At 59.9% G+C, this 25704-nt stretch carries 28 protein-coding genes; 15 read left to right on the forward strand and 13 right to left on the reverse strand.

The features are described from left to right. Window position 1 precedes the first annotated feature (1 nt). From moaD to HAT86_RS02235, 8 genes are all read right to left on the reverse strand, one after another. Window positions 2–247: a molybdopterin converting factor subunit 1 gene (gene moaD, locus HAT86_RS02195; RefSeq protein WP_167192946.1), complete on the reverse strand. Its 246-nt coding sequence runs from the start codon at window positions 245–247 to the stop codon at window positions 2–4. 3 nt (window positions 248–250) lie between these two features. Next, window positions 251–832, reverse strand: coding sequence for a CDP-diacylglycerol--glycerol-3-phosphate 3-phosphatidyltransferase (pgsA, locus tag HAT86_RS02200; RefSeq protein WP_167192947.1), 582 nt, complete (start codon window positions 830–832; stop codon window positions 251–253). Window positions 833–1238: 406 nt separating this feature from the next. Continuing rightward, complete coding sequence (gene uvrC / locus HAT86_RS02205; RefSeq protein WP_167192948.1) at window positions 1239–3107, reverse strand: excinuclease ABC subunit UvrC; 1869 nt, start codon at window positions 3105–3107, stop codon at window positions 1239–1241. A gap of 290 nt (window positions 3108–3397) precedes the next feature. After that, window positions 3398–4177 carry an SDR family oxidoreductase gene (locus HAT86_RS02210; RefSeq protein WP_167192949.1) on the reverse strand — a complete coding sequence of 260 codons (780 nt, stop codon included), beginning with the start codon at window positions 4175–4177 and terminating at the stop codon, window positions 3398–3400. Window positions 4178–4192: 15 nt separating this feature from the next. Beyond that, the gene (locus HAT86_RS02215; RefSeq protein WP_167192950.1) at window positions 4193–5158 is read right to left on the reverse strand and encodes a calcium/sodium antiporter; all 966 of its coding nucleotides are present in this window, start codon (window positions 5156–5158) and stop codon (window positions 4193–4195) included. A 168-nt stretch (window positions 5159–5326) separates the two neighbouring features. Further along, on the reverse strand, window positions 5327–6136 hold the full coding sequence (locus HAT86_RS02225) for a S49 family peptidase (RefSeq protein ID WP_167192952.1): 810 nt from the start codon (window positions 6134–6136) through the stop codon (window positions 5327–5329). A 114-nt stretch (window positions 6137–6250) separates the two neighbouring features. Beyond that, entirely contained in the window at window positions 6251–7012 is a 762-nt protein-coding gene (locus HAT86_RS02230) for an ABC transporter permease (RefSeq protein WP_167192953.1), read from the reverse strand. Continuing rightward, on the reverse strand, window positions 7009–7947 hold the full coding sequence (locus tag HAT86_RS02235) for an ABC transporter ATP-binding protein (protein ID WP_167192954.1): 939 nt from the start codon (window positions 7945–7947) through the stop codon (window positions 7009–7011). The genes HAT86_RS02230 and HAT86_RS02235 overlap by 4 nt, the downstream gene beginning before the upstream one ends. Before the next feature lie 210 nt (window positions 7948–8157). Between HAT86_RS02235 and HAT86_RS02240 the strand changes: the two genes are divergently transcribed. Beyond that, entirely contained in the window at window positions 8158–8835 is a 678-nt protein-coding gene (locus HAT86_RS02240) for an SGNH/GDSL hydrolase family protein (RefSeq protein WP_167192955.1), read from the forward strand. An 8-nt stretch (window positions 8836–8843) separates the two neighbouring features. Here HAT86_RS02240 and HAT86_RS02245 read toward each other — a convergent pair whose 3' ends face one another. Further along, window positions 8844–9350, reverse strand: a complete 507-nt coding sequence (locus HAT86_RS02245; protein WP_167192956.1) for a CoxG family protein — start codon at window positions 9348–9350, stop codon at window positions 8844–8846. A gap of 248 nt (window positions 9351–9598) precedes the next feature. Here HAT86_RS02245 and smpB point away from each other — a divergent pair, with 248 nt between their 5' ends. The 4 genes from smpB (at window position 9599) to HAT86_RS02265 (ending at window position 12570) form a co-directional block, all read left to right on the forward strand. After that, window positions 9599–10075, forward strand: coding sequence for an SsrA-binding protein SmpB (smpB, locus tag HAT86_RS02250; RefSeq protein WP_167193012.1), 477 nt, complete (start codon window positions 9599–9601; stop codon window positions 10073–10075). A gap of 93 nt (window positions 10076–10168) precedes the next feature. Beyond that, a complete protein-coding gene (locus tag HAT86_RS02255) occupies window positions 10169–10450 on the forward strand; it encodes a hypothetical protein (protein ID WP_196780474.1) in 282 nt (93 codons plus the stop codon). A gap of 78 nt (window positions 10451–10528) precedes the next feature. Next, entirely contained in the window at window positions 10529–11386 is an 858-nt protein-coding gene (gene sseA, locus HAT86_RS02260; protein ID WP_167192958.1) for a 3-mercaptopyruvate sulfurtransferase, read from the forward strand. Further along, the gene (locus HAT86_RS02265) at window positions 11386–12570 is read left to right on the forward strand and encodes an amino acid aminotransferase (protein ID WP_167192959.1); all 1185 of its coding nucleotides are present in this window, start codon (window positions 11386–11388) and stop codon (window positions 12568–12570) included. The genes sseA and HAT86_RS02265 overlap by 1 nt, the downstream gene beginning before the upstream one ends. 51 nt (window positions 12571–12621) lie before the next feature. On the opposite strand, the gene HAT86_RS02270 is transcribed toward HAT86_RS02265, so the two are convergent. Together HAT86_RS02270 and HAT86_RS02275 are read right to left on the reverse strand one after the other, a co-directional pair. Continuing rightward, entirely contained in the window at window positions 12622–13239 is a 618-nt protein-coding gene (locus HAT86_RS02270; protein WP_167192960.1) for a TetR/AcrR family transcriptional regulator, read from the reverse strand. Between the two features lie 81 nt (window positions 13240–13320). Continuing rightward, complete coding sequence (locus tag HAT86_RS02275; protein WP_167192961.1) at window positions 13321–13479, reverse strand: hypothetical protein; 159 nt, start codon at window positions 13477–13479, stop codon at window positions 13321–13323. A gap of 155 nt (window positions 13480–13634) precedes the next feature. On the opposite strand from HAT86_RS02275, the gene mbfA reads away from it, so the two are divergent. The 9 genes from mbfA (at window position 13635) to HAT86_RS02315 (ending at window position 22098) form a co-directional block, all read left to right on the forward strand. Next, window positions 13635–14612 carry an iron exporter MbfA gene (gene mbfA, locus HAT86_RS02280; protein ID WP_167192962.1) on the forward strand — a complete coding sequence of 326 codons (978 nt, stop codon included), beginning with the start codon at window positions 13635–13637 and terminating at the stop codon, window positions 14610–14612. A gap of 786 nt (window positions 14613–15398) precedes the next feature. After that, the gene (locus HAT86_RS02285) at window positions 15399–16331 is read left to right on the forward strand and encodes an AEC family transporter (RefSeq protein WP_167192963.1); all 933 of its coding nucleotides are present in this window, start codon (window positions 15399–15401) and stop codon (window positions 16329–16331) included. 82 nt (window positions 16332–16413) lie between these two features. Then, complete coding sequence (gene fghA / locus HAT86_RS02290; protein WP_167192964.1) at window positions 16414–17247, forward strand: S-formylglutathione hydrolase; 834 nt, start codon at window positions 16414–16416, stop codon at window positions 17245–17247. Between the two features lie 3 nt (window positions 17248–17250). Then, window positions 17251–18693 carry a Si-specific NAD(P)(+) transhydrogenase gene (gene sthA, locus HAT86_RS02295; RefSeq protein ID WP_167192965.1) on the forward strand — a complete coding sequence of 481 codons (1443 nt, stop codon included), beginning with the start codon at window positions 17251–17253 and terminating at the stop codon, window positions 18691–18693. Beyond that, entirely contained in the window at window positions 18690–19136 is a 447-nt protein-coding gene (locus HAT86_RS02300; protein WP_167192966.1) for a YaiI/YqxD family protein, read from the forward strand. The genes sthA and HAT86_RS02300 overlap by 4 nt, the downstream gene beginning before the upstream one ends. An 18-nt stretch (window positions 19137–19154) precedes the next feature. Beyond that, window positions 19155–20120: a DMT family transporter gene (locus tag HAT86_RS02305; RefSeq protein ID WP_167192967.1), complete on the forward strand. Its 966-nt coding sequence runs from the start codon at window positions 19155–19157 to the stop codon at window positions 20118–20120. 4 nt (window positions 20121–20124) lie between these two features. Further along, a complete protein-coding gene (locus tag HAT86_RS16960; RefSeq protein ID WP_269204292.1) occupies window positions 20125–20247 on the forward strand; it encodes a hypothetical protein in 123 nt (40 codons plus the stop codon). 16 nt (window positions 20248–20263) lie between these two features. Continuing rightward, window positions 20264–21181, forward strand: a complete 918-nt coding sequence (locus HAT86_RS02310) for an ornithine cyclodeaminase family protein (RefSeq protein WP_167192968.1) — start codon at window positions 20264–20266, stop codon at window positions 21179–21181. After that, window positions 21163–22098, forward strand: coding sequence for an alpha/beta fold hydrolase (locus HAT86_RS02315; RefSeq protein ID WP_331272488.1), 936 nt, complete (start codon window positions 21163–21165; stop codon window positions 22096–22098). The genes HAT86_RS02310 and HAT86_RS02315 overlap by 19 nt, the downstream gene beginning before the upstream one ends. Before the next feature lie 12 nt (window positions 22099–22110). On the opposite strand, the gene HAT86_RS02320 is transcribed toward HAT86_RS02315, so the two are convergent. Continuing rightward, a complete protein-coding gene (locus HAT86_RS02320) occupies window positions 22111–23352 on the reverse strand; it encodes an MFS transporter (RefSeq protein WP_167192969.1) in 1242 nt (413 codons plus the stop codon). Window positions 23353–23495: 143 nt separating this feature from the next. On the opposite strand from HAT86_RS02320, the gene zapE reads away from it, so the two are divergent. After that, window positions 23496–24557, forward strand: coding sequence for a cell division protein ZapE (gene zapE, locus HAT86_RS02325; protein WP_167192970.1), 1062 nt, complete (start codon window positions 23496–23498; stop codon window positions 24555–24557). Between the two features lie 118 nt (window positions 24558–24675). Here the strand turns inward: zapE and HAT86_RS02330 are convergent, their stop codons facing one another. After that, a complete protein-coding gene (locus HAT86_RS02330) occupies window positions 24676–25644 on the reverse strand; it encodes a GlxA family transcriptional regulator (protein ID WP_167192971.1) in 969 nt (322 codons plus the stop codon). Window positions 25645–25704 lie beyond the last annotated feature (60 nt).

Below are 25704 nucleotides of genomic sequence, written 5' to 3' on the forward strand. Positions count from 1 at the left end.
GTTAACCCCCTGTCATCGGCGGGAAAAACGCGACTTCTCGGGCGTTTTTCAATGGCGCATCAAAATCGGTCAATTCCTGATCGACAGCCACCCGCAGGGCGTCCAGATCGGCAAAGGCGGCGGCGTAGCGTTCTTCTTTTTCACGTAGTTCGTTCACCAAGTCGCGCACGGTTTCTGCGTCGGTCTCAAGTTTATCTTTCGGCCGCCCGACCCGTTCCCGCACCCATGCAAAATACAGCACGTCCATGGTTTATTCCTTCAGATATGGCCTTGCTTTATGTAGGTAATCGTAGCCTGTCATCAATGTCAGTGCGGCAGCGATCCATAGCAGCCACAGCCCCACATGGCCCAGTGCGACCGCACCAAACGTTTGCGCTCCGAAATAGTGTTCAAACACGCCTTGGGCAAAAAGCACAGCAATCGCAACCATTTGCGCGGTGGTTTTCCATTTGGCCAACTTTGTGACCTTTAACAAGCCCGCAGTATCGCCCAAAAATTCGCGCAATCCGCTGACAAACACCTCGCGGAATAAAATCACGGTCGCGGGTAAAACCAACCAAGGTGACATGCTGGAATATCCGACAATCACCATCAAGGCGATCACAACCATCGCTTTGTCAGCAATCGGGTCCAGCATCGTGCCCAGTTTTGTTGTTTGTTTCCAAGCTCTTGCAAGGTAGCCATCAAACCAGTCGGTAATCGCGGCGCTGATGAACAGTGTCAACGCGAACCAATCCGCCCATGGGCGATGGAAATACAAAAACATCACCGCGACACCAGGTGCCGCCAGAAGCCGCAAAACCGTCAGAATATTGGGCACCGTCCAGATCATGGCCCCGTTCTAGCCCGGATTGCCCGCCGTGGAAAGACAGAGCATGAGCTGAATACGGCTATCGCCTGCGCGCGCAAAAAGGCTTGAAAGACCGGTTATTTAGCCCGTCTTGAAGCTATAAACACTGATCGTCCGCACCAAGCCGTCTGGTGCCACGCATCTGCATCAGCGGGGTATCCCCAATCTTGTTGCCATAAGAAGATGTGGTGCGGCGGCTTGGGCGTTGTGCGACTCGGTGTGGCGCTGATCGTGGGCTGCTGCCAAGGGATTATGACGGCTGGGTCTGCACCGCCTTCGATGGCGATAGCTGCGCCCATGACGCAAGGCGACCCGGTATCACGCCGGGGCGGGCGATGGTGCGCCTGCCTGTCAGACGCTAAAGGCATGGGGGCAAGTAAGCGCTCGCTCAGCCCTTCTCATGGAAAAAGTCGTAGACCTTTTGCGCCAAGCCTTCGGATACGCCATCCACCGCCTTGAGATCGGCCAGATTGGCGCGGCTGATCGCCTTGGCGCTGCCGAAATGGGCCAGTAGGGCACGCTTGCGCGCCGCGCCCACGCCCGGCACCTCGTCCAGCGGGGTGGCCCCCACGGCCTTGGAGCGCTTGGCGCGGTGCGTGCCGATGGCAAAGCGGTGCGCCTCGTCGCGCAGGCGTTGGATGAAATACAGCACGGGGTCATTGTGGCGCAGCGCCATGGGACGCTGGCCGGTCCGGTGGAATTCCTCTTTGCCGTGATCGCGGTCTACACCCTTGGCCACGCCCACCATCGGGATATCCTCGACACCCATTTCGCGCATGATCTGCGCCACGGCGCTGACCTGCCCCGCGCCGCCGTCGATCAGCAACAGGTCGGGCCACTGGCCATGCGCGCGGTCCGGGTCTTCTTTCAGCAACCGCTTAAAACGCCGTTTCAGCACCTCTTTCATCATTCCGAAATCATCGCCGGGGGTCAGATCATCCCCACGGATGTTGAACTTGCGATAGTGGTTTTTTTCCATCCCTTCGGGGCCGGCTACGATCATCGCGCCGACGGCATGTGCGCCTTGAATATGGCTGTTGTCATACACCTCGATCCGCTGCGGCACTTTGGGCAGGCCAAAGGCTTCGGCCAGCCCATTGAGCAATTTGCCCTGCGTGGCGGTTTCCGACATCTTGCGTGCAAGGCTTTCGCGGGCATTGCGCAGGGCCGCGTCCACCAGCTCGGCTTTTTCACCGCGCTGTGGCACCAGCAATTCAACCTTGCGGCCCAGTTTTTCGCTCAGCGCCTCGGTCATCAGATCGGCGTTTTCGATGCCATGCGACAGGATCAGTTGCCGGGCCGGTTCCTTGGTGTCATAGAACTGCCCGATAAAGGCCTCCAGCACCTCGGGTTCTTCCACATCTGCGCCGACGCGGGGATAAAAATCGCGGTTGCCCCAGTTTTGCCCGGCACGGATGAAAAACACCTGCACGCAGGCTTGCCCTTTTTCCAGATGCAGCGCCAGAACATCGGCCTCGGTGACGGTGCGGGGATTGATGCCTTGGGCTGTTTGCACCTGCGTCAGCGCCTTGATCCGGTCGCGCAGGGCGGCGGCGCGCTCGAATTCCATGGCGTCCGAGGCTTCGGCCATCTCGGTTTTCAGTTTGTCCTGTATCTCGGTTGAGCGGCCCGAGAGATACCGCTGTGCATCCTTGACCGCCGCCGCGTAGTCGGCCTTGCTGATATACCCCACGCAAGGGGCGGTGCAGCGTTTGATCTGGTATTGCAGGCAGGGGCGCGTGCGCGTCTCGAACTGTGTGTCGGTGCAATTTCGTAGCTGAAACACCCTTTGTAATTGGGCCAAGGTCCGGTTGACCGCACCCGCGCTGGCGAACGGACCGTAATACTGGCCTTTCTCTTTTTTCGCGCCACGGTGTTTCTTGATCATCGGGTAATCATGCGCGGTGACCAGAATGTTCGGAAAGCTTTTGTCGTCGCGCAAAAGCACATTGTAGCGCGGTTTCAGTTGCTTGATCAGGTTCTGTTCCAGCAACAGCGCCTCGGTTTCGGTACGCGTTGTCAAAAACATCATGCTTGCGGTTTCGCTGATCATCCGGGCGATCCGCGGCGTGTGGCCAGCAGGCCGGGCATAGGTGGACACCCGGGCGCGTAAATTGCGCGCTTTTCCAACATAAAGCACGCGCGCCTGCGCATCGAGCATGCGGTAAACCCCGGGGGATGAATCCAGGGTGCGCAGGTAATCGTGGATCACCTGATGGCCGGTTTTAGGCGCGTTATCCGTTGGCTGCTCGGGCATATACTTTCAGATATGATTCTTGGTCGTCGCTGCAATCTTATCGGACTTGGGGCAAGAGAAAAGCTGTCCCCGATTCCTGTGGATAAGTGTGGGGGCAAGTTTCAGGGAACGGCAAAATTCCCTTGTTTCTACGTGGGTTCCTTGATTTGCTTAATTTTTAGGCGATATTTTAGTCTATTGAAAACAAACAATAAATTTGTTAACCGCCCGCAAAATATTGAAAACAAACAGCTTTTTGTAACGTTTCAGTAACGAAGTTGCGACAGGTGCACAACTTTACGGTAATCGGCTCACTCCACCCCAAGCACATCGGGTGTTTGCCATGCCAGATGTTGGCCGCCATCGACGCACAAAAGCTGCCCGGTCACTGCTGGGGCCTCCAAAAAATAAGCCAGCGCCGCGACGATATCGCTGGCATTCGCGCCCCGGTTCAGGACGGTCGCCTGCCGTTGCCGTTGAAAATGGCTGTCGGTTTGGCGGTGACCCTGCAAGGTTGGCCCCGGCCCGATGGCGTTGACGCGGACGTGCGGCGCAAGCGCTTGGGCTGCGGTTTGGGTAAAGGCCCAAAGGCCCATCTTGGCCACCGTGTAAGTCATGAATTCGGGGGTCAGCTTGCGCACCCTTTGGTCGATCATGTTGACGACCAGCCCCTGCGCCAAGGGTTCATCCATCTCGCAGCGGGCCGCATCGGGGATTTGCGCCGCCAGTGCCTGCGTCAGAACAAAAGGTGCGCGCAGATTGCTTTCCATGTGCCGGTCCCAGCTTTCGCGCGTGGCAGACTGGATGTTGTCATATTCAAAGATCGAGGCGTTGTTGATCAGGCAGGTGACCGGGCCGCCAAGGGCCTCGGCCGCCTTGGGCAGAAGCGCCCGCACTTGGTCTTCGTCCAGAAGGTCGGCTTGCAAAACTTCGGCACGTTGGCCCATGCTACGAATTTCGGCTGCGACGGCCTTGGCCTCATCCTCGCTGGTGGCGTAATGCACTCCCACGTCAAAGCCGCGGCGCGCCAGTTCCAGCGCCATAGCGCGCCCCAGACGTTTACCAGCGCCGGTTACCAATGCCCGTGTCATGTGTTCTGTCCCCGTTTATGAAAGCACGATCAAGACATAGGCCAGATATAGGCCGGTCAAGATCACACCCCAAATACGCCCGATATCCTGTTTGAAAAAGACAAACGGGATGATCAACAGCGATGCACCCAGCATGACCCAAAGATCAAATTGCAGGAATCCGGGGTCGACCGGGATTGGCCCAACAAGCGTGGTCACCCCGATAATGGCCAGCAGGTTGAACATGTTCGACCCGATGACATTGCCAAGCGCCACATCCGCCTGTCGGCGCAGCGCGGCCATTACGGTGGTCGCTAGTTCCGGCAAAGAGGTGCCAAGCGCCACCAGCGTCAGCCCGATCACCGTATCGCTGACCCCGTATTGCCGCGCGATGATCGACGCGTTGTCGACCAAAAGATCAGCGCCAAGCGGAAGGCCGATAAGCCCAAGCACGAGAAAGACGATGATCTGCCACCACGGCATATCCGGGTCGGCACCTTCGATGTCTTCGCCGTCTTGCGCGTCCAGCAGCGCCAACGCCGTAGTTTCGCGTCGGTGGTTGCGCGCTTCAAGCAGCGAATCTGTCAGAACGAACGCCAAAGCGGCCAGCAAAATCAGGCCCGACACCAGCGTGAATTCACCCAAAAAGGCCAGCCCGATGAACAACACCGACCCGACCAGCATGAAAACATAGGTTTTGCGCGTTTCGCAGCCGCTTGTATGAAGCCCAAACAAAAGCGCCGGAATACCAAGGACCAGCAGGATATTGGCCGTGTTCGAGCCTACGACATTGCCAAGGGCCAGCCCCGGCTTATCAAGCAGAACGGCGTTGATGGAAATCAGAAGTTCGGGGGCCGAAGTGCCGAAGGCTACGATTGTCAGGCTGACGATCAGCGCTGGAATGCCGACCCGCAAACTCAGGTTCACCGCGCCTTTGACCAGTGCATCCCCGGCCAGCAAAAGGATCAAAAGGCCAAGGGCGGACAAGATCCATGGCATCATTTGCGCTTGCCTTTCGTGCAGCTACAGGGGCCTTTCCCGATCCGGAATCGCCCGCATTTGGGACATTTAGCCGAGGCCAGCTTTTGTTGTCCGGGAAAGCGCAGTTTGCCGAACATCGCCATGACGCCCATGAATACGAGGAATAGAACGACGATTTTTACGATCATGTCAAAGCCCGAACCGCGCATAGGCGGCGCGTTCTTCGATGGTGGTTATCGTGTCTTGGGCCAAGGCCATGCCAAACCGTTGGAACAGACCACGCTTGCGGCCATATTGTGCAAAGCGCACTTTGTCGCCGTAGATGTCTTTCATCTTGGGTGTCAGATGGCCAATACCATCGGTCAGCCCCAACTCGACCGCGCGGTGGCCCAGCCAGAACTCCCCGGTGAAAAGCGCGTCGTCTTTCGCCAGTTTGTCGCCCCGACGGGATTTGACTTGGCGTTCGAATACGTCGTGCATCTGTTCCAAAAGTCCAGTCAGGCGGTCGATGTCCTCGGGCTTTTCCGGCAGGAACGGGTCAAGGAAGCTTTTTGATTTTCCCGAGGTATAGACCCGCCGTTCCACGCCTTGCCGCGACAACAAAACATGCGCGCCAAACCCGGCCGAGATTACGCCGATCGACCCGACGATCGACGCTTCATCGGTCCAGATGTCATCGGCGGCACTGGCCAGCCAATACCCGCCCGAGGCGGCGACATCTTCCACGAAGGCGTGAACGGGGATATCTTTTTCATCCGCCAGCCGCCGAATACGCGCCGCGATCAACGACGATTGCACAGGTGACCCTCCGGGGGAGTTGATCAGCAAGGCAACGGCTTTGGGTTTGCCGCGCTTGAATGCCTTTTCGATGACAGGGGCCATAGCCTCGTCATTCAATTGCGCGCGGCCACCGGCACCGATCGCGCCGTTCAGCCGGATGACGGCCACCAAGGGGCCGCGTTCGAACAGGCGGCTAAGGTACGGAATACGAATTTTCATAGCTTTGATGTAGAATGCCCGCCCCCTACAAACAAGACGGCAGGCCATGGCCATTTCACCAAGTTTAGAAAAAGTCGGGAAACACGGGCAAATAAGTCACGCCATACGGATCAATCATTCCTTGATCCGATAGCCGGTGCGGAAAATCAGCCACACCAGTGCAAGGCAAATACCTGTAAACCCGGCAATCGCCAGCAGGCTAAGGCCAACAGGCACATCCGCCTGCCCAAAGAACGACCAGCGAAACCCTGAAATCAGGTAAACGACCGGATTAAACAGCGTCAGCGTTTGCCAAAGCGGCGGCAGCATCGAGATCGAGTAGAACGAGCCACCCAGAAACACCAAAGGCGTGATCACCAGCAGTGGGATGATTTGCAGTTGCTGAAAATTTTCGGCCCATATCCCGATGATGAACCCGAACAGCGAAAACGACAGGCAGGTCAGCACCAGAAAGGCCAGCATCGCCCAAGGGTGCTGAATATCCATATCCACGAAAAACCCGGCTGTCAGCAGGATCACCACGCCGATCATCAAGGATTTGGTGGCCGCCGCGCCAACATAGCCCAGAACGATTTCAAAAAAGTTCACAGGCGCTGACAGAAGCTCGTAAACCGTGCCGATGAATTTCGGGAAATAAATGCCGAAACTGGCATTGCTGATCGCTTGGGTCATCACGCTGAGCATGATCAGCCCCGGCACGATGAATGCGCCATAGGTGACCCCTTCGACCTGGTCGATACGGCTGCCAATGGCCGAGCCGAACACCACGAAGTAAAGCGAGGTCGAGATCACCGGCGACAGCAGGCTTTCCATAAGGGTGCGGAAAAAGCGTTTCATTTCGAAAACGTAAATCGCCCTGATCGCATATAGGTTCATTCCGCGCCCTCCTTGACCAGCCCGACGAATATTTCTTCTAGGCTGGATTGCTGCGTGTGGATGTCGCGCAGATGTAGCCCTTCGGCGGCCAGTGATTGTATCAACCGGGTGATGCCGGTGCCATTTCCGCCTTGTGTGTCGTAATGATAGGTAACGGATCGGCCGTCCGGCGCCAGTTCCAACCCATAGTCGTGCAAGCTGTCCGGCACCGCGTGGATCGGATCAGCCAGATCAATCCGCAATGTCTTGTGTGCCATGCGCTGCATCAGCGCGGCCTTGTCCTCGACCAACAGGATCTCGCCCTTGTTGATCACGGCGATGCGGTCAGCGATGGCCTCGGCCTCTTCGATATAATGGGTGGTCAGAATGATGGTTACGCCCTGAGCGCGCAGCCCTTCGACCACCTGCCACATGTCACGACGCAGCTCCACATCTACCCCGGCGGTCGGCTCGTCCAGAAACAGCACCTTGGGTTCGTGCACCAAGGCCTTGGCGATCAGCACACGGCGTTTCATGCCGCCCGACAATTCCTTGAGCTTGTTATGCCGTTTGTCCCACAGTGACAGTTGCCGCAAAACTTGTTCCACCAAGGCCTCGTTCCGGGATTGGCCAAACAGCCCGCGCGAAAACCGGACTGTGTTGATCACCTTCTCGAACGGCTCAAGCGCCACCTCTTGCGGAACCAAACCGATCATGGCCCGCGCCCCGCGGTAGCCGGTGATAATATCATGCCCGCCCACAAGCGCATGCCCGCCCGTGGGGCTGGTGATGCCGCAGAGCGTTGAGATCAGCGTCGTCTTGCCCGCGCCGTTGGGGCCAAGCAGCGCCAGAATCTCGCCGGACCGAATTGACAGGTTCACACCTTTCAGTGCCTCGAACCCGTCGTCATAAACCTTGCGCAGATCCCTTACATCTACGATGGGGGTGGATGTCATGCTGTGCCTCGTTATTTTCCGGTAAACTAGGTGAAAGGCTGGTATGGTCCAAGGCGCAGATGCGCAGCCCCGGTTGTGCGCTGATGCATGACTGATCGTTCTGGGCCCGTGATCAAACTGTTTCCAGGCTGAAATCCGCCAACGCTGGACTCGGTCACGATCCCCTGTGATAGTCTAGTGCTCTCGCTTGACCGAAAGAACGCTGCTGTCATGATCCGACGCCTTGCCGCATTTGCCGCCCTGCTCACGCTGACCGCCTGTACCGAGCCTGTGACCCGGGACCAGCAGGCGCGGATTTTGTTGCTGGGCGATTCGCTGATGGCCACGCACAGTTTGAAAGGTATGGGCGTTTCCCATGCGATTGAACAGGAACTGCGCGAGCCGGTGATCGACAGGTCTGTGTCGGGGGCGCGGTATCTTTATGCCTTGCCTGTTTCAGGCAGTCTGGGCCTGAACATTACCAAGCAATATCGGCCCGGTGATTGGGATTGGGTCGTGCTGAACGGCGGTGGCAACGACATCTGGATGGGCTGTGGCTGTGGGCCGTGCGATCGCCGGATCAGTCGCCTGATCTCTGAGGATGGCACGCGGGGGCGCATTCCGGGCTTTGTCTCAAAGCTGCGCCAAACGGGTGCACAGGTGGCTTTTGTGGGGTATCTTCGCACCCCCGGCGTTCGGTCGCCCATCGAAGGCTGCACCGATGATGGTGATGAAATGGATCGCCGCCTTGCCCGCTTGGCGGCACTGGATCGCGGTGTGCACTTTGTGTCGCTGGCCGATCTGGTGCCACATGGCGACCGATCCTATCATGGGCTTGATCTGATCCACCCCTCGGTCAAGGGCAGTCGGGCCATCGGCCAGCGTATTGCAAAGCTCATCGGCGACTAGGCGGGTGCCTACGACTTGATCAATCGCTTTAGCCAGCCTTTCTTTTCGGCCTCTTCGGTGTCGTCATCTTCTTTCGGGCCCTCGATCACCTCTTCCAGCCGGGAAAAGAACTTGTCGGCCATTTTCTTGGCGAAACCGTCAACGAGTCGGCTGCCGAGCTGTGCCAGCTTTCCGCCGACTTTGGCCTCGACATCATAGATCAGCTTGGTGCCCTCGGGCACCTCTTCCAGACGCACATCGGCGGCGCCCTTGGCAAATCCGGCAGCCCCGCCCTTGCCTTCGCCGGTCAGGGTCAGGCGTTCGTGTTCGACCATGTCCGACACGGTGACGGCCCCTTTGAACGTGGCTTTCACCGGCCCGACCTTTTGGGTGACCGTCGCCTCAAACCCATCGGTTGCATTGCCCGTTACCTCTTGGGCGCCGGATACGCATTCTTTCAGCACATCGGGGTTCAACAGCGCCGCCCAAACGGTGGCGCGGTCGGCTTCGATGATCCGCTCGTCGTTCATTTTCATGGGTCGTCCCCTCCTGTCGCACGGCTTTTCTGTGCGCAAGCCTAGCCCATGCCGCGGAATGCGCCAAGCCATTGCGCCGATGCCTGCGGTGGCTCAGCATGGTGTGGCCCTGCGCGCCGGGCCTTGATCCGGTGGGCTTTATGGCCGGTGGCGTGCGATTCCAGTCGCACCCCCTTGGATCGGCGCAGCCGAAGGTCTATCTTGCCGCTTCGCGCCCGCCGCCCAAGACCAGATACAGGACACCCCCGATGGCCAAGCCCAAGGATAACCCGAATTACAAGGTGGTCGCCGAAAACCGTCGCGCGCGGTTTGATTACGCGATCGAGGAAGATCTGGAATGCGGCATCATTCTTGAAGGCTCCGAGGTGAAATCCCTGCGCAACGGCGGCGCCAACATCGCCGAAAGCTACGCCATCGTCGAAGATGGCGAGCTGTGGTTGGTGAATTCCTACATCGCGCCCTACGAGCAGGCGAAAACCTTTGCCCACGAAGAAAAGCGCAAGCGCAAATTGCTGGTATCCAAGAAAGAAATGTCCAAGCTGTGGAATGAAACGCAGCGCAAGGGCATGGCGCTGGTGCCTTTGGTTTTGTATTTCAATCACCGTGGCATGGCCAAGATGAAAATCGGGATCGCAAAGGGCAAAAAAGCCCATGACAAACGCGAAACGGCAGCCAAACGCGATTGGAACCGTCAAAAGCAACGGTTGCTTAAAGACAACGGGTAAGCGCAGGGGATCGCCATAGGTGAATTCCCCTTCTGTCTTGGGGCATCGCCTTGCTAGGCTTGGGTCCAGTTGGTTGTTTTGGGGGGGATGCCGATGGAACTGCTTATAAGCCTGATTGCCGGGGCGGTTGGCGGCAACATGGCCGGAGGGCTTTTCAAAAATATTAACCTTGGGGTTCTGGCCAATTCGATTGCCGGGATTGTCGGCGGTGGTCTGGGCGGTCAGGCCCTGTCCCTTCTGGACGGTGCTGCTATTACCAAGGCGGCCGGTAGCACCGACTCCGGGGTGCTGATTGGGCAGGCGGCCTCGGGTGCGGTTGGCGGTGCGATTGTGCTGGTGGTGGTCGCCTTGATCAGTCGTGCGCTTGCAAGATAACGCGTATCTTGGCTTGAGGCGCTTGCCCTCAACGTTCCTCCGCGCTAGTGCTTTGACGTCCGAAACCGGGGGACGCTGATGGCACATGACGATCCAAAAACACTTGTTTCAACTGGCTGGTTGGCCGATCACCTGAAAGACCCGGATTTGCGGGTGCTGGATGGCACATGGTTCATGCCCGCCGATGGCCGCGACGCCCGTGCCGAATATGACGCGGCGCATATTCCCGGTGCCCGGTTTTTTGATATCGACGATATCAGCGACCACCGCTCGGACTTGCCGCATATGGTGCCGTCGGTTGAAAAATTCATGTCGCGCATGCGCTCTATGGGTGTGGGCGATGGTCATCAGGTGGTCGTTTATGATGCGCAAGGTTTGTTTTCGGCGGCCCGCGTCTGGTGGCTGTTTCGCTTGATGGGTCAAGAAAATATCGCCGTTCTGGACGGTGGCCTGCCGAAATGGCAGGCCGAGGGACACCCGGTTGAAGACATGTCGCCCATCGTGCGCGACCGGCATATGACCGTTCGCCGCCAGAACCAGATGGTCAAGGATGTCACGCAGGTCTCTGCCGCGTCCAAGCTGGGCGATTACAGCATCCTTGATGCGCGCGCGCCCGGTCGTTTCCGCGGCGAAGAGCCCGAGCCGCGCGAAGGATTGCGCAGCGGGCATATTCCCGGATCGAAAAACGTCCACTATCGTCGTTTGCTGAACGATGACGGCACCATGAAAGGCCCCAATGGGCTGCGCGCGGTGTTGGACGAGGTGGGCGTCGATCTGGGCAAACCTGCGATCACCAGCTGCGGCTCGGGCGTGACAGCCGCCATCATCAATCTTGCGCTGGAACGGATCGGTAAGACCGACCATGCGCTTTATGACGGGTCGTGGACCGAATGGGGCGCGTTCCCCACTGTGCCCGTCGCCACCGGAGAGGACTGATGTTTCAACATCTCAAAGACCAACCCAAGGACAAGATCCTTGCGCTGATGCAAACCTATCGCGACGATCCGCGTGACACCAAGATCGACCTTGGTGTTGGCGTTTACAAAAACGCCCAAGGCGTCACCCCGATCATGCGCGCGGTAAAAGAGGCCGAGCGCCGCTGGTGGGACGAAGAAACAACCAAGGCCTATACCGGCCTTGCCGGGGATCCCGCCTTTGCCGATGCGATGATCGCTTTGGTTTTGGGCGATGCCGTGGCCCGCGATCAGGTGGCCGCCGTGGCCACGCCCGGTGGCACCGGGGCGGTGCGTCAGGCGTTCGAGTTGATCCGCATGGCCAATCCGCAGGCACGGGTGTTCGTGTCCGATCCCACATGGCCCAACCACCTGAGCATTCTCAAGCATCTGGGTATGGAAACCATTGCCTATCGCTATTTTGACGAGGCGACAGGCGGTGTCGATGTCGACGGCATGATGGCCGATTTGGCACAGGTCCGGGCCGGTGATGTGGTGTTGCTGCATGGCTGTTGCCATAACCCCACCGGCGCCAACCTGAACCTTGTGCAGTTCAAGGCGGTGATCGACCTGCTGAATGACACCGGTGCCACGCCGATGATCGACATTGCCTATCAGGGCTTTGGCGATGGCCTGCAAGCCGATGCCGAGGCCACCCGCGCCGTCGCATCGGGCTGCCCCGAAACCCTGATCGCGGCAAGCTGTTCAAAGAATTTTGGCATTTACCGCGAACGCACCGGCCTGTTGATGGCGGTGGCGCAAGACAAGGGAATGCACGCCGTCACGCAAGGCAATCTGGCCTATCTGAACCGGCAGAACTATTCCTTCCCGCCCGATCACGGCGCGCGGCTGGTGTCGTTGGTGCTGACCAATGATGATTTACGCGCCGATTGGCAGGCGGAACTGGAAGAGGTGCGCACCGGCATGTTGGCGTTGCGTGAACAGCTGGCAGACGAATTGCAGCGCCTGTCTGGGTCCGACCGGTTTGGCTTTATCGCGCAGCATCGCGGCATGTTCTCGCGCTTGGGCCTGTCACCTGAAACGGTGGACCGCCTGCGCGACGAACACGCGATTTACATGGTGGGCGATAGCCGCATCAACATTGCCGGGTTGAACAAGGACACCGTGCCGGTTCTGGCCAAGGCGATCATCGACGTCGGCGCCTGACCTGTGCGTCTGTGCCAAGGCGTTTGAAAACGCCTTGGCCCCGCTCAACCGTTACGCCCGGTAGCGGGCCAAAAACATCTCAACCGCGCCGTCAGTGACGCGCTTGATGTCGGCCTCTGTCACGTCGGTGCAAACACCGCAAAGGCAGCGCACGAACAAATCGCTTTTGCACAGCTCGCCAAACTGGTTGGCGGCCAGATCCATATCGTCGATCTTGAGCACGCCTTTGTTCACGTAAGGCGTCAACACCTGTGAAAGCCGCTCGCGCACCATGGCCGGGCCCGAGGCATAAAACCGGCAGCCCAATTCGGGGAAGCGATGCGATTCTGCCACGCAGATGCGAAACACCTGCTGGCCAAAATCCGACAGAAAAAAGCGCACGATCCGGTCGGCGGCCTCGTGCAGAACATCCTCGACAGGGTCGTCCTGTCCAACTTCTTGCAGGGCTTCTTCGGCCTGACGGTTGCATTCCAGACGGGCCACTTCAGAAAACAGCAGCCGTTTGTCGGGAAAATAACTGTAAAGCGTGGCTTTGGACACGCCCGCCACACGGGCGATTTCATCGACGCTGGCACCTTCGAATCCATCGCGCATGAAAACCTCACGCGCGCCTTCAAGCACCTGATCGAATTTCCGACCCTTTTTGATTTCCGCGGCCATAGCCGTCATGCGTAACCTCCCCAAAGCCCACGCAGTGTAGTCGTGCGCAAGGGGAGGCCGCAAGCCTGTCGGCACGTCAAACCTTGGATCCTACTGGTTTATTCCTGCTTTGCCCTTGGTGACAGGGGCCGGGGCGGGTGCTGGTTCGGGGTACGTCAGGGTCGGGGTCAGGGTGCCCATGTCGATACTGGCGGCGATGACGGGTGTGACAGTCAGGGCAACAACAAGGACGGTTAGCAAGGGTTTCACAGCGTTCTCCTATCTAAACTACATAGTTCACTTTTGCATTTCTAAACCGTTCTGTTCAGTTTGCAAGTAAAAGTGAACTATGTAGTTTAGTTTTGCTGGGTTGCACTTTGTTGCTCAGGCGCTAATTTAGAATTGTTCTAAAAAAGAGGCTTCCCATGATCCCCGGAGTCAGTTCCCGCCGTCGCTTCTCAGACCTCAGTGAACAAGAGATTCTCGCGCTTGCCATCTCGTCCGAAGAAGATGACGCGCAAATCTACCGCAACTACGCCGAACGTCTGCGCAGCGACTACCCAGATACCGCCAAGGTGTTCGATGGCATGGCCGCCGAAGAGGATGCGCATCGCCGCGCGTTGATTGACCTGCACAACAGCCGGTTTGGCGATGTCATCCCGCTCATTCGTCGTGAACATGTGGCGGGCTTTTACGCGCGTCGGCCTGTGTGGCTGATGGAAAACCTTGGGATTGAACGCATCCGGGACGAGGCCGAAGCGATGGAACGCGACGCCGAGGCATTTTACCTCAAGGCCGCGCAACGGACATCCGATGCTGCCACCCGCAAGTTCCTTGGCGATCTGGCGGCTGCCGAGGCGGGCCACCAAACCCGCGCCGAGGAGTTGCAGGCCGAGCATCTGGGCGATGACGCCCGCGACGCCGAGGACCGCACCGCCAAAAGGCAATTCGTGCTGACATGGGTGCAGCCCGGTCTGGCGGGGCTGATGGATGGGTCCGTTTCGACACTTGCCCCGATCTTTGCCACCGCGTTCGCCACGCAGGATACGTGGACGACCTTCCTTGTGGGGCTGGCCGCAAGCGTGGGCGCGGGCATTTCCATGGGCTTTACCGAAGCGGCCAGCGATGATGGCGAATTGTCCGGCCGGGGTAGCCCGATGAAACGCGGCATTGCCTCGGGCGTTATGACCACCGTGGGCGGGCTGGGCCACGCGCTGCCCTACCTGATCCCAGATTTCTGGACAGCCACGATCATCGCCATCATCGTTGTGTTCGTCGAGTTGTGGGCGATTGCATGGATTCAGAACAAGTTCATGGAAACCCCGTTCTTCCGCGCGGCGTTTCAGGTGGTTCTGGGCGGCGCGCTGGTGTTTGCCGCAGGCGTGCTGATCGGCAGCGGTTAGGGCAGGGGCGCTGACGGCCCCCGCTGCAAGACACCTGAGTTATGAGGGTGCGGGGGTGGGAACGGTTTTGGCTTGATGGGCGGCAATGGCGGCAGCCACCAGAGAGGACATGGGAAAGCGAAGCTCTTGCGCGGACTCGAGGGCGAACCCCGCCGCGCATCGCCGACGCGCCCCCACGCGGCGGCGATTTGGTGACGCTGGGCGCATCGCTTGGATGTCGTTCGGGTTTGGCTGACATAAAGTGCCCAGCCCTATCGTAGCTTCGCCACCGCGCGCGTCGGCAATGCGCGGCTTGATCCGGCGTCTGCTCCATCCCGCAAAAGGTCAGCGGCGGTGCCACTTTGCAAAGCCCACTCCCTGCGCAGAGCTGCCGCTCAGGCGGCCTGGCTTGACCAGAATGCCCGACTGAAACTGCCAGATGACGGCAGTCAGCCCCGAAGCGAGTATTCCCTTGCGCGGACTCCAGGCGCGGAGCGCGGCCGCGCATCGCCGGGCCGCCCGCCCCCCCCCCGGCACGGCGATTTGGTTGTTCAATGCGCTTTGCTTGCAGGTCTCGCGCCAGTGGTTGGGATAAAGTGCTTCGGCTCAGCGGTTGGATCGCCGCACCGCGGCCCGACGATGCGCGGCTGGTGTTGGAACCCGCCTCCCCCCTGGGTCACTGCTTTCATATCGAAGGGCGGTTTTCTGAAAAGCCACCCACAGTTTTTCGATTTGACCTCTAATCGCAGACCACGCGCGCGGCAGGCCCAAGATTGACCCCCCGGCGCAACCTGCTACCAAGTGGGCATGCTGGATATCTTTTTCCAAACGCTGCCGTTCTTTTTGATCATCGGTCTGGGCTATGGCGCGGGCCGCACTGGCTTTTTCACCGAGGAAGCGACGGCGTGGCTGACGAAATTCGTGTTCTATTTCGCGCTGTCGGCGATGCTGTTTCGGTTCTCGGCCAACCTGTCGCTGGCCGAGGTTCTGGATTGGCACTTCATCATGGCCTACCTGTGGGGCACGGCCTTTGTGTACGGCATTGCGACGATTGTGGCATTGGTTCGGCGACTCAGCGTCGAAGAGGCCGCGATCGAGGCGCAATGCGCGGTGATCGGCAATGTCGGTTTCCTTGGCATTCCGATGCTGGTCATGCTGATGGGCGAGGCGGCGATCGTGCCGGTCATGTTGGTGCTGGCGGTCGATCTGATTGTGTTCGGCTCGCTAGTGGTGATCCTGATCACCGGGTCGCGAGACGGGCGGATGTCCATCGGTGTCTTGCGCACGGTCGGGTTGGGCCTTTTGAAAAACCCGATGATCGTGTCGGTCACGCTGGGGCTTAGCTGGTCTGCGCTGCGCTTGCCGATCCCCGATCCGATGAACCAGTTCGTGATCTTGCTGGGCGGGGCGGCAACCCCCGGTGCGTTGTTCGCCATCGGTGCATCGCTGGCCTCGAAATCCGCCGAACGCCCGGTGGTGGCGGGGTGGCTTAGTTTGTGTAAACTGATCCTGCACCCGGCCTTTGTCGCGGTGGCGGCATTGTTGCTGTTTCCGGTTGAACCTTATGCCGCTGCGGTGATGATTGCCGCCGCTGCCCTGCCGGTGGCGGGCAATGTCTATATCCTTGCGCATCACTATGGTGTTGCCCCGCACCGGGTCTCGGCGTCGATCCTGATCTCGACCGCGTTTGCGGTGCTGACCGTATCGCTGGTTATTGGCTGGGTGTCGGGTCTTTACTGATCAGTGACGCCTGCGGGCTTGCCTTTGCCCCCTGTAGCATGGTCAGTGTCGGGCAACCGAAGTTTTAAAGATGAGGACCGCCATGGAAACCGTATCGGAAAATGCCTGCTTTGGTGGGGTTCAGGGGGTCTATACCCACGCCTCCAAGGCTTGCGCTTGTGACATGACATTTGGCTTGTTCCTGCCCGCCGAGGCCAAGGATGGCCCGGTGCCGGTTCTGTGGTATCTGTCGGGCCTCACCTGCACCCACGAAAATGCCATGACCAAAGCCGCCGCCCAAGGCTGGGCCGCCGAGCAGGGCATTGCGTTGGTGTTTCCCGATACAAGCCCGCGCGGCGACGGTGTGGCCAATGACGACGCCTATGATCTGGGCCAAGGTGCCGGGTTCTATGTGAACGCCACCCAAGATCCTTGGGCGCCGCATTTTCAGATGTGGGATTACATCGCCGATGAATTGCCTCGCGTCCTGACCGCCAATTTTTCAATCGACGAGGAACGGCAGGCCATCACCGGCCATTCCATGGGCGGGCACGGTGCGTTGACCTTGGCAATGTCGCTGCCGGGGCGTTTCACCAGCGTGTCGGCCTTTGCGCCGATCTCCAACCCCACGGCCAGCGATTGGGGCCGCAAGCAATTCGCGGCCTATCTGGGCGACGACGAAAGCCAATGGGCTGCCCATGACGCCAGCCTGCTGATGCGCGAACGGGGCTTTGATGGGCCGGTGCTGGTCGATACTGGCACCAATGACCAATTTCTTGACCTGCTCCGCCCCGAGGCTTTGGCCGCCGCCTGCGCCGAACGCCGCCAGCACGCGACGTTGCGGATGCAGCCGGGCTATGACCACAGCTATTTCTTCATCTCGACCTTCATGGAAGATCACGTCGCTTTCCATGCCGAGGCGCTATACGCGAAGTGACCCATGTCTCATTATGATCTGATCATCATTGGTTCGGGGCCTGCGGGCCGGGCTGCCGCCATTCAGGCCGGGAAGCTGAAACGCCGGGTTTTGGTTGTCGACCGCAAGGATCGGTTCGGCGGCGTGTCGGTGCACACCGGCACGATCCCGTCGAAAACCCTGCGCGAAACTGTGCTGAACCTGTCGGGTTGGCGCGAGCGCAGCTTTTATGGCCGTTCTTACCGCGTCAAGGATGACATCGGCGCGCAAGACCTCAAATCGCGCCTGCATATGACGCTGGATCACGAGGTGGACGTGCTGGAGCATCAGTTCGCGCGCAACCATGTCGATACGCTTGACGGGTTGGCGCGGTTTGTGTCGGACACGGAAATTGAAGTTGCAACCGAAGCCGGTGAAACCACCCGATTGTCCGCCGACAAGTTCCTGATTTCCACGGGCACCAAGACATACCGCCCCGATACCATGCCCTTCAATGGCACAACAGTTGTGGACAGTGACGAGTTTCTGGAACTTGCCCGCATCCCGCGTAGCCTGATCGTGGTGGGCGCGGGCGTGATCGGGGTGGAATACGCCACGATGTTTTCGGCGCTGGATGTGCGGGTGACCCTGATTGAACCGCGCGACACGTTTCTGGATTTCATCGACAAGCACCTGATCGAGGATTTCACCCACCAAATTCGTGAAAACGGTGTTGATTTGCGGCTTGGCAGCGCGATCGAGAAAACCGAGGATGCGGGCGACCATATCGAAGTCAGCCTTGCCAATGGACGCCATGTGCGCGCCGAAATGCTGTTGTTCGCCGCCGGGCGGATGGGGGCCACGGATAAGCTGAACGTCGAGGCGGCGGGTTTGGAAACCGACCACCGGGGTCGCCTGTCAGTCGATCGCAAGACCTACCAGACCGCAGTGCCGCATATCTATGGTGCCGGTGATGTGATCGGGCACCCGTCTTTGGCGTCCACCTCGTTGCAACAGGGCCGTGTTGCGGCCTGCCATGCGCTGGATACGCCAACCCTGCCCGAAAGCCCGTGGTTTCCCTATGGCATCTATTCCGTGCCCGAGATTTCGACCTGCGGCATGTCCGAAGAAGAAATGCAGGAACGTGGCATTCCTTACGAAGTGGGTGTTGCGCGGTTCCGCGAAACCTCGCGCGGGCATATCATGGGGCTGGAACATGGCATGCTGAAGATGTTGTTCAGCTTGAAAACACGCCGCGTTCTGGGCGTGCAGATCGTGGGTGAGGGCGCGACCGAACTGATCCACATCGCGCAGGCAGTGCTGAACCTTAAAGGGACAGTGGATTACTTTGTTCAGAACACCTTTAATTACCCCACCTTGGCCGAAGCCTATAAAATCGCCGGGCTGGACGCGTTCAACCGCATGCCAATTCCCAAGGAATACAAGGTCAAGCGTGACGAGGGCCAAACCAAGCAGGCCAAGGGGTGAGCATTTATGTCGATGCCGATGCCTGCCCGGTCAAGGCCGAGGCGGAGAAGGTCGGCACACGGCATGGGGTTCGCGTGTTCATCGTGTCGAACGGCGGCTTGCGCCCCTCGCAAAACCCGCTGGTCGAAACGGTCATCGTGCCCGATGGCCCGGATGTGGCCGACATGTGGATCGCCGATCGCGCAGGCCCGTCCGACATAGTGATCACCGGGGATATCCCGCTGGCCGCCAAATGCGTCGAGGCCGGCGCGCAGGTGTTAAAACACAACGGCGAGGCACTGACAGCCGCCAATATCGGCAACATACTGGCCACACGTGACCTGATGACCGACCTACGAGCTGCTGATCCGTTCCGGCAGGGTGGCGGCAAGGGGTTTACAAAGGCGGACCGCTCTCGTTTTCTGGATGCATTGGAACGGGCCGTGCGTGCAGCGGTCCGATAACTCACTTCGAGGTCACCCATGACATCCGCCAGCGTTCAGCGATCCAACCTGATGGGCGCGCTTTGTGCGCTTGTGGCGGTGATGTGTTTTTCGCTCAATGATGTGGGCATCAAGTTTCTGTCCGACAGCTATGCGCTGCACCAAGTTATTTTTATCCGTTCGACCATCGGGACGCTGATCTTTCTGGGCCTCATCATGCCTCTCAGCGGCGGGCTGGCCCTGATCCGCACACGGCGTCTGAAAATGCACCTGCTGCGCGGCGTTTGCGTCGTGTTTGCCAATATGTGCCTGTTTCTGGGGCTGGCCGCGATGCCGATTGCCGATGCGGTGGCGGTGTTCTTTGTCTCGCCGCTGGTGATCACGATCTTTTCGGTGATCTTCCTGCGCGAAACCGTTGGCGCGCGGCGCTGGGCGGCGATTGCCGTAGGCTTTATCGGCGTGCTGGTGATCGTGCGCCCCGGCACGGCGGCGTTTCAGCTGGCCTCGCTTTTGCCGGTTGCGGCGGCCACGCTTTATGCGGTGATCCACATTGTTGCGCGCAAGATCGGCGGCACCGAAAGCGCGGCCACCATGGCGTTCTACATTCAGGCCACGTTCATCGTGGCCAGCCTGATCTTTGGCACCACCCTTGGCCACGGAAACTTTGCAGGCTCGGGCCACCCGTCGCTGGAATTTTTGTTGCGTGCATGGGGGCCGGTGGCCCCCGGTGACTGGCCGCTTTTTGGCCTTCTGGGCCTGACAGGCGTGATGGGCGGATTTTTCATCAGCCAAGCCTACCGATTGTCCGAAGCGGCCTTTGCTGCCCCGTTCGAATATGTCGCTATGCCGATGGCGATCATGTGGGGCGTGACGGTGTTTGGCACATGGCCGGCCCCGACCGCTTGGGCGGGTATCGCATTGATCATCGGGTCGGGGTTGTATCTGCTGTGGCGCAAAACCGCTAAGGGCCGCATGGTTGCGGCCAAGGCCCCAAGACGCAGGTAACCGCATGACCGTTAATGTCGTGATTTTCCACATCGGAGACGAAACCATCGGCGCAGATCGCGGCGCACTCACCTGTTTGACGGCCCCGCTGGTTGGGCGCATTGTCTGGTCAATCATGGATTACTGACAAAGGACGAGGCCGCATGACCATCACCATCATCCCCTTCGACGAAGGCGAAAAGCACCTTGACTGGCTGGCCCTATGCAATGCGTTCGAGGCCGGTCACAAACTGCCCAAGGCCGAAATCGCCGACAATTTCCTGTATCGCGATCCTGACACGATGCTGAACCGTGCCGCATGGATCGACGGCATGGGCATGGCCGTGAAAACCGCCACCATCTTTCCCGGAAACCCCAAGAAAGGCGCGCCGATGATCAACGGCGCGGTCAATCTTTACGACGACGCGGGTGGAACCTTGGCTGCGTTGGTGGATTTCCACCTTGTCACCAAATGGAAAACCGCAGGTGACAGCCTGTATGCCGCGCGCAAGCTGGCCCGCCCCGACAGCGAAAATATCCTGATCGTCGGCGCAGGCACAGTGGGCCGTTCCCTGTTTCAGGCATATTCGGCAGCCTTCCCGAACGCCCGCTTCCGCGTCTGGAACCGCACCCGCGCCAATGCCGAGGCGATGGTTCAGGATTGCCCCGGCCTGCGCGTGGCCGACGATCTGGAACGCGCAGTGCGCGATGCCGATATCGTCACCTCCGCCACCATGTCGACCGATCCGGTGTTGCGCGGTGACTGGTTTCAGCCCGGTCAGCATGTCGACCTGATCGGCGCCTATCGCCCGGATATGCGCGAAGTTGATGACGCAGGGCTCAAGCGTGCGCGCCTCTTTGTGGACAGCTACGACACCACCATCGGCCATATCGGCGAGATTAAGATTCCGCTGGAACAGGGCACGATCACCCGCGACGATCTGATCGCCGACCATTATCAGCCCGACCAGTTTTGCCGCACGTCTGATGATGAGATCACCCTGTTCAAGAACGGTGGCGGTGCGCATCTGGACCTGATGACCAGCCGCTATATCCTTGACGCGTGGCTGGCGGCGCAATGATCTGGTGGGCGCTGGCGGCGGTCGCGTTGGCCATTGCCGCCGCGCCCTTTCTGCTTGAACGGGCCCGCCCGACAGTCGCCAAGGCGCGGCCCGATGCACCGGGGCAGGTGGCCCATTTGCCGCGCGGGGACACGCATTATCAATGGACCGGCCCGCAGGACGGGCCGATGGCGGTCTGTATCCACGGCCTGACCACACCGTCGTTTGTATGGGGTCCGATTGCCAAGGGGTTGGCAGGGCAGGGCTTTCGCGTGCTCAGCTACGATCTTTACGGGCGCGGATATTCCGCCCGCCCACGTGGCGCGCAGGACGCGGCGTTTTTCGTGGCACAACTTGAGGATCTTCTGGATGCCCTTGGCGTTGATCAGCCCGTCACGCTGTTGGGGTATTCCATGGGCGGGGCCATCGCGGCTGCCTTTGCCGCCAAGCACATACAGCGCATCCGTCAGCTTGTTCTACTGGCGCCTGCCGGGATGGGCCACGATCTGGGCCCGGTCGCGCGGCTGGTGGTCAATCACAACCGTCTGGGGCAATGGCTGTTCATGGCCTTTTATGCCCGCAGTTATCGCGCCGCGCTTGAGGCCGAACGCGATACGGCGTCGTCCATCCCCGACGCGGTTGACCTGCAACTGGCCGAGCTTGAGTTGCGCGGGTTTCGCCCGGCTGTCCTATCATCGCTGCGCGGGGTGCTGGACGAAGACATGCAGCCCGCCCACCATGCTATCGCAGCGGCGGGCCTGCCGGTGCTGGCCATCTGGGCGCGCGAGGATGAGGTGATCCCGATTGCCGGTCTTGGCAAACTGGCCGAATGGAACCGCGCCGCCCGCCAAGAGGTGATCGAGGGCGCAGGCCATGCGGTTGCTTATACCCATGATGCCGCAGTGCTGGAGCTGTTACGCACCCAGTTGATCCGCTGAACACGCAGGCGATCAGGCTGCCAAAGGGGGCAACTCACGCTTTTCCTTCACCGGCAAATGTACCAGCGCCGAAAACGCGCCAACCCCCACGCCGACCCACCAAACCAGCGTGTAGTCGCCGTATACGTCATACAGCCGACCTCCCAGCCACACCCCCATGAAGCTGCCAACCTGATGGCTGAAAAACACGATCCCATAAAGCGTTCCCATATAGCGCAGCCCGTAGATATGGGCGATCAGCCCGCTGGTCAGCGGCACCGTGGCCAACCACAGCGCCCCCATGGACACCGAAAACAGCAAAACTGTTGCCGGGGTCATCGGTGTCATGATGAACGCCGCCGCCACGACGGTCCGCGCGGCGTAAACGCCGGCCAGCAGGTATTTCTTGGAATACCGCTTGCCCAGCCACCCGGCGCTGAGCGTGCCCGCGATATTGGCCAGCCCAATCACCGCAATCGCCATCGCGCCAAGCGCCGACGTGGTCGTCACCCCGATTGAATGCAGCACGCCACGGGGGGCGATTGGGCCGCACATCTCGGTGATGAAAGCCGGGAAATGCGCGGTGATGAAGCCCAACTGATAGCCGCAGCTGAAAAAGCCCAGAAAGATCAGCGTATAAGACGGGTCGCGAAACGCCCGCCCCAAAAGCGCGCCGATGCTTTCCTCAAGCTCGGCGCGGCTGGCGACCTCGGGGGCGCGCATCATCGGCAGCAAGGCCAGCGTCGCAAGGATCAACCCGGCAAACACGATGAACACCATCTGCCAACTCATCACGCCCAGCAACGCCTCGGCCACCGGCGGGCCAAAGACCTGCCCGGCCGATCCGGCGGCGGTGGCAATGGCAAGGCTCATCGACCGGTTCTCGTCCGAGCTGGCCCGCCCGACCACGGCCAGAATCACGCCAAAGCCGGTTCCAGCAATGCCAAACCCCACAAGAATTTCGTAAACCTGATGCGCTTCTGGTGACATCGCAAAGGACGACAACACCAACCCCGCCGCATAGGCCAAAGCCCCCAAAACAATTGCCTTGCGGTCGCCCATCCGCTCGGCCAGCGCGCCGAAAATTGGCTGTCCGATTCCCCAAGCAAGGTTCTGAATGGCAATCGCAAGGCTGAACTCTGCCCGCAGCCAGCCGAACTCCTCGGCGATCGGGATCTGAAACACCCCGAACGAGGCCCGGATGCCGAACGACACCAGCATGATCATGCACCCCGCAATCAAGACGGGCGTAAAGATAGACGGTTTCGAAGACATCACGGTATCCTGTTGCTGCGCCGCGACAATCTAGGGAAAACCGGCAGGCCGTCAATTCAGCCTTTGTGATGGCCGCCATCACAGCGCCATGACAGGGCGCTTGCGGCTTTTCTTGCGCGCCAGACCGCGCTATGCGGGGCCGCATGGACAGTCTCACCACTCTTTATGACCGCAAGGTCGCAGACGGCACGCTGACGCCCGATCCGGCCCAGCAGGCCGTTTTGCCCCTGTTCGACCGCATCGTCGAAGGTCTCGACACGACGACCAGAAAGCGCTGGTTCCGCCGCGCGCCCGAACCGCCCAAGGGGCTGTACCTGTGGGGCGGCGTGGGGCGCGGGAAATCCATGCTGATGGATCTGTTCGTTGAAACCTTGCCGGTGCCTGCGCGCCGGGTGCATTTCCACGCCTTCATGCAAGAAATTCATGCTGGTATGCACGTGGCCCGCCAAGAGGGCATCGAAGACGCTCTGGCCCCTGTCGCCAAATCGGTTTCGGATAATCTGCGTCTGCTGGCCTTCGACGAGATGCAGATCAGCGATATCACCGATGCAATGATCGTAGGCCGACTTTTTCAGGCGCTTTTCGATGCCGGTGTTGTTGTGGTGACCACCTCGAACCGGCCCCCCGATGACCTTTACAAAAACGGCTTGAACCGGCAATTGTTCCTGCCTTTCATCGACCTTCTGAAAGAGCGTATGGTCGTTCATGAAATGAACAGCCCCACCGATTATCGCCAAAACCGGCTGGCGGGCAGCCCGACCTATTTCACCCCCCTTGGGGCCGATGCCCGCGCTGAGATGCAGGCGGTCTGGGATGATCTCACCGATGATGCCCCCGCTACGCCGCTGACCCTGCACATCAAGAAACGCGCCGTCGAAATCCCCGCCTTCCACAATGGTGTGGCCCGCGCCAACTTCTACGATCTGTGCGGCAAGCCGCTTGGCCCCGCTGATTACCTTGCGTTGGCCGAGGCCGCCCGCGTGCTCCTGCTCGACAATGTTCCACAACTGGGCCGCTCGAACTTCAACGAGGCCAAGCGTTTCGTCACCTTGATCGACGCGCTCTACGAGGCCGGCGTGCGCCTGATCTGCTCGGCCGCAGCCGAACCGGAATACCTCTACCTCGAAGGCGAAGGCAGCTTCGAGTTTGAACGCACCGCCAGCCGCCTGCGCGAAATGCAATCCGATGACTGGGCGCAGGGCTGATACCCGGCTTCATTGTTCCAAAAATACTCCGGGGGAGTCGCCGTAAGGCGACGGGGGCAGCGCCCCCAACCCCGCTGGCCACCACGAGGCCGGCACGTCAGAGCCGGACGAGTACGCGCTATCGGTAGGCTGATGGCGGCTGCCCAAACCGTTGTGCATAAACCCGTGAGAAATGCGAGGAACTGCCAAACCCGGTGGCCAATGCGATTTCGGTCAGGCTCAAGGCTGAATTGCGCAACAGGTTCTGCGCCATGTCCAGTCGCAAATCCCTGTAGTAGCGCATCGCCGGGCGGCCCAGTTTGTCGGTGAACAGACGGTTCAACTGTCGGGGCGACAGGCCCGCCACCTCGGCCAGCCGTGCCAGCGGCAAGGGATCGCCCAGATTGGCCTCCATCGCCTCCACCGCGTCCAGAATGGCGGGTGCGGTGGTGCCTACGCGCTCGACCAGTCCGGCCCGCTGCGGCCCGATCGAGGGGCGCACTTCGGTGTGCATGAACCAGTCACTGACCAGCCGGGCAAATGGCGCGCCGTGGTGCTGCATGATCAGCGCATGCATCAAATCCATCGGTGCGGTGCCACCGGCACAGGTCACCCGGTCGCGGTCGATCACGTAAAGCGTGCGCTCAATCAGCAGATCGGGCTGCGCCTCGGTCAAGCTGGCGGAATGTTCCCAATGCACGGTCATGCGCCGCCCGTCCATCAGCCCGGCATGTGCCAGAATGACAGGCCCACCCGACACCCCGCCCAGAACCACGCCCTGACGGGCGACGCGGTGCAACCAGCCTGTCACAGCCCGGTCACGAAAGGCCGTTGGATCGCCACCCGCGACAACAAACAGGTAATCCAGTTTCAGATCGTCCCCGGCCATGGCCTGCACGGCCACCAGCCCGTGGCCGGAGCTGACCACGGGATCACCCGTGGTGCCGATGGTCACCATTTCATACAAATCGTCGCCAGCCAGCAGATTCGCGGCGCGCATCGGTTCGGTCAGGGCGGCATAGGCCATCATCGCAAAGCCGGGAATCGGCAGAATGCCGATTCTGCGTTTTTCACGGGTCGGGCGGCTGGAGGGCGTAGGTTTGTCCATTTCAGAAACGTATCCGACCCTTTCGTGAAAGTGCAATCGCGAAATATGGGTCACGCTGAG

The sequence above is a fragment of the Roseovarius gahaiensis genome, assembly GCF_011601345.1.
GTDB lineage: Bacteria > Pseudomonadota > Alphaproteobacteria > Rhodobacterales > Rhodobacteraceae > Roseovarius > Roseovarius gahaiensis.

What these genes read in the sequence shown, in the direction of transcription:
- moaD (WP_167192946.1), bottom strand. Translation starts at nt 247, where the DNA reads ATGGACGTGCTGTATTTTGCATGGGTGCGGGAACGGGTCGGGCGGCCG.
- pgsA (WP_167192947.1), bottom strand. Translation starts at nt 832, where the DNA reads ATGATCTGGACGGTGCCCAATATTCTGACGGTTTTGCGGCTTCTGGCG.
- uvrC (WP_167192948.1), bottom strand. Translation starts at nt 3,107, where the DNA reads ATGCCCGAGCAGCCAACGGATAACGCGCCTAAAACCGGCCATCAGGTG.
- HAT86_RS02210 (WP_167192949.1), bottom strand. Translation starts at nt 4,177, where the DNA reads ATGACACGGGCATTGGTAACCGGCGCTGGTAAACGTCTGGGGCGCGCT.
- HAT86_RS02215 (WP_167192950.1), bottom strand. Translation starts at nt 5,158, where the DNA reads ATGATGCCATGGATCTTGTCCGCCCTTGGCCTTTTGATCCTTTTGCTG.
- HAT86_RS02225 (WP_167192952.1), bottom strand. Translation starts at nt 6,136, where the DNA reads ATGAAAATTCGTATTCCGTACCTTAGCCGCCTGTTCGAACGCGGCCCC.
- HAT86_RS02230 (WP_167192953.1), bottom strand. Translation starts at nt 7,012, where the DNA reads ATGAACCTATATGCGATCAGGGCGATTTACGTTTTCGAAATGAAACGC.
- HAT86_RS02235 (WP_167192954.1), bottom strand. Translation starts at nt 7,947, where the DNA reads ATGACATCCACCCCCATCGTAGATGTAAGGGATCTGCGCAAGGTTTAT.
- HAT86_RS02240 (WP_167192955.1), top strand. Translation starts at nt 8,158, where the DNA reads ATGATCCGACGCCTTGCCGCATTTGCCGCCCTGCTCACGCTGACCGCC.
- HAT86_RS02245 (WP_167192956.1), bottom strand. Translation starts at nt 9,350, where the DNA reads ATGAAAATGAACGACGAGCGGATCATCGAAGCCGACCGCGCCACCGTT.
- smpB (WP_167193012.1), top strand. Translation starts at nt 9,599, where the DNA reads ATGGCCAAGCCCAAGGATAACCCGAATTACAAGGTGGTCGCCGAAAAC.
- HAT86_RS02255 (WP_196780474.1), top strand. Translation starts at nt 10,169, where the DNA reads ATGGAACTGCTTATAAGCCTGATTGCCGGGGCGGTTGGCGGCAACATG.
- sseA (WP_167192958.1), top strand. Translation starts at nt 10,529, where the DNA reads ATGGCACATGACGATCCAAAAACACTTGTTTCAACTGGCTGGTTGGCC.
- HAT86_RS02265 (WP_167192959.1), top strand. Translation starts at nt 11,386, where the DNA reads ATGTTTCAACATCTCAAAGACCAACCCAAGGACAAGATCCTTGCGCTG.
- HAT86_RS02270 (WP_167192960.1), bottom strand. Translation starts at nt 13,239, where the DNA reads ATGACGGCTATGGCCGCGGAAATCAAAAAGGGTCGGAAATTCGATCAG.
- mbfA (WP_167192962.1), top strand. Translation starts at nt 13,635, where the DNA reads ATGATCCCCGGAGTCAGTTCCCGCCGTCGCTTCTCAGACCTCAGTGAA.
- HAT86_RS02285 (WP_167192963.1), top strand. Translation starts at nt 15,399, where the DNA reads ATGCTGGATATCTTTTTCCAAACGCTGCCGTTCTTTTTGATCATCGGT.
- fghA (WP_167192964.1), top strand. Translation starts at nt 16,414, where the DNA reads ATGGAAACCGTATCGGAAAATGCCTGCTTTGGTGGGGTTCAGGGGGTC.
- sthA (WP_167192965.1), top strand. Translation starts at nt 17,251, where the DNA reads ATGTCTCATTATGATCTGATCATCATTGGTTCGGGGCCTGCGGGCCGG.
- HAT86_RS02305 (WP_167192967.1), top strand. Translation starts at nt 19,155, where the DNA reads ATGACATCCGCCAGCGTTCAGCGATCCAACCTGATGGGCGCGCTTTGT.
- HAT86_RS16960 (WP_269204292.1), top strand. Translation starts at nt 20,125, where the DNA reads ATGACCGTTAATGTCGTGATTTTCCACATCGGAGACGAAACCATCGGC.
- HAT86_RS02310 (WP_167192968.1), top strand. Translation starts at nt 20,264, where the DNA reads ATGACCATCACCATCATCCCCTTCGACGAAGGCGAAAAGCACCTTGAC.
- HAT86_RS02320 (WP_167192969.1), bottom strand. Translation starts at nt 23,352, where the DNA reads ATGTCTTCGAAACCGTCTATCTTTACGCCCGTCTTGATTGCGGGGTGC.
- zapE (WP_167192970.1), top strand. Translation starts at nt 23,496, where the DNA reads ATGGACAGTCTCACCACTCTTTATGACCGCAAGGTCGCAGACGGCACG.
- HAT86_RS02330 (WP_167192971.1), bottom strand. Translation starts at nt 25,644, where the DNA reads ATGGACAAACCTACGCCCTCCAGCCGCCCGACCCGTGAAAAACGCAGA.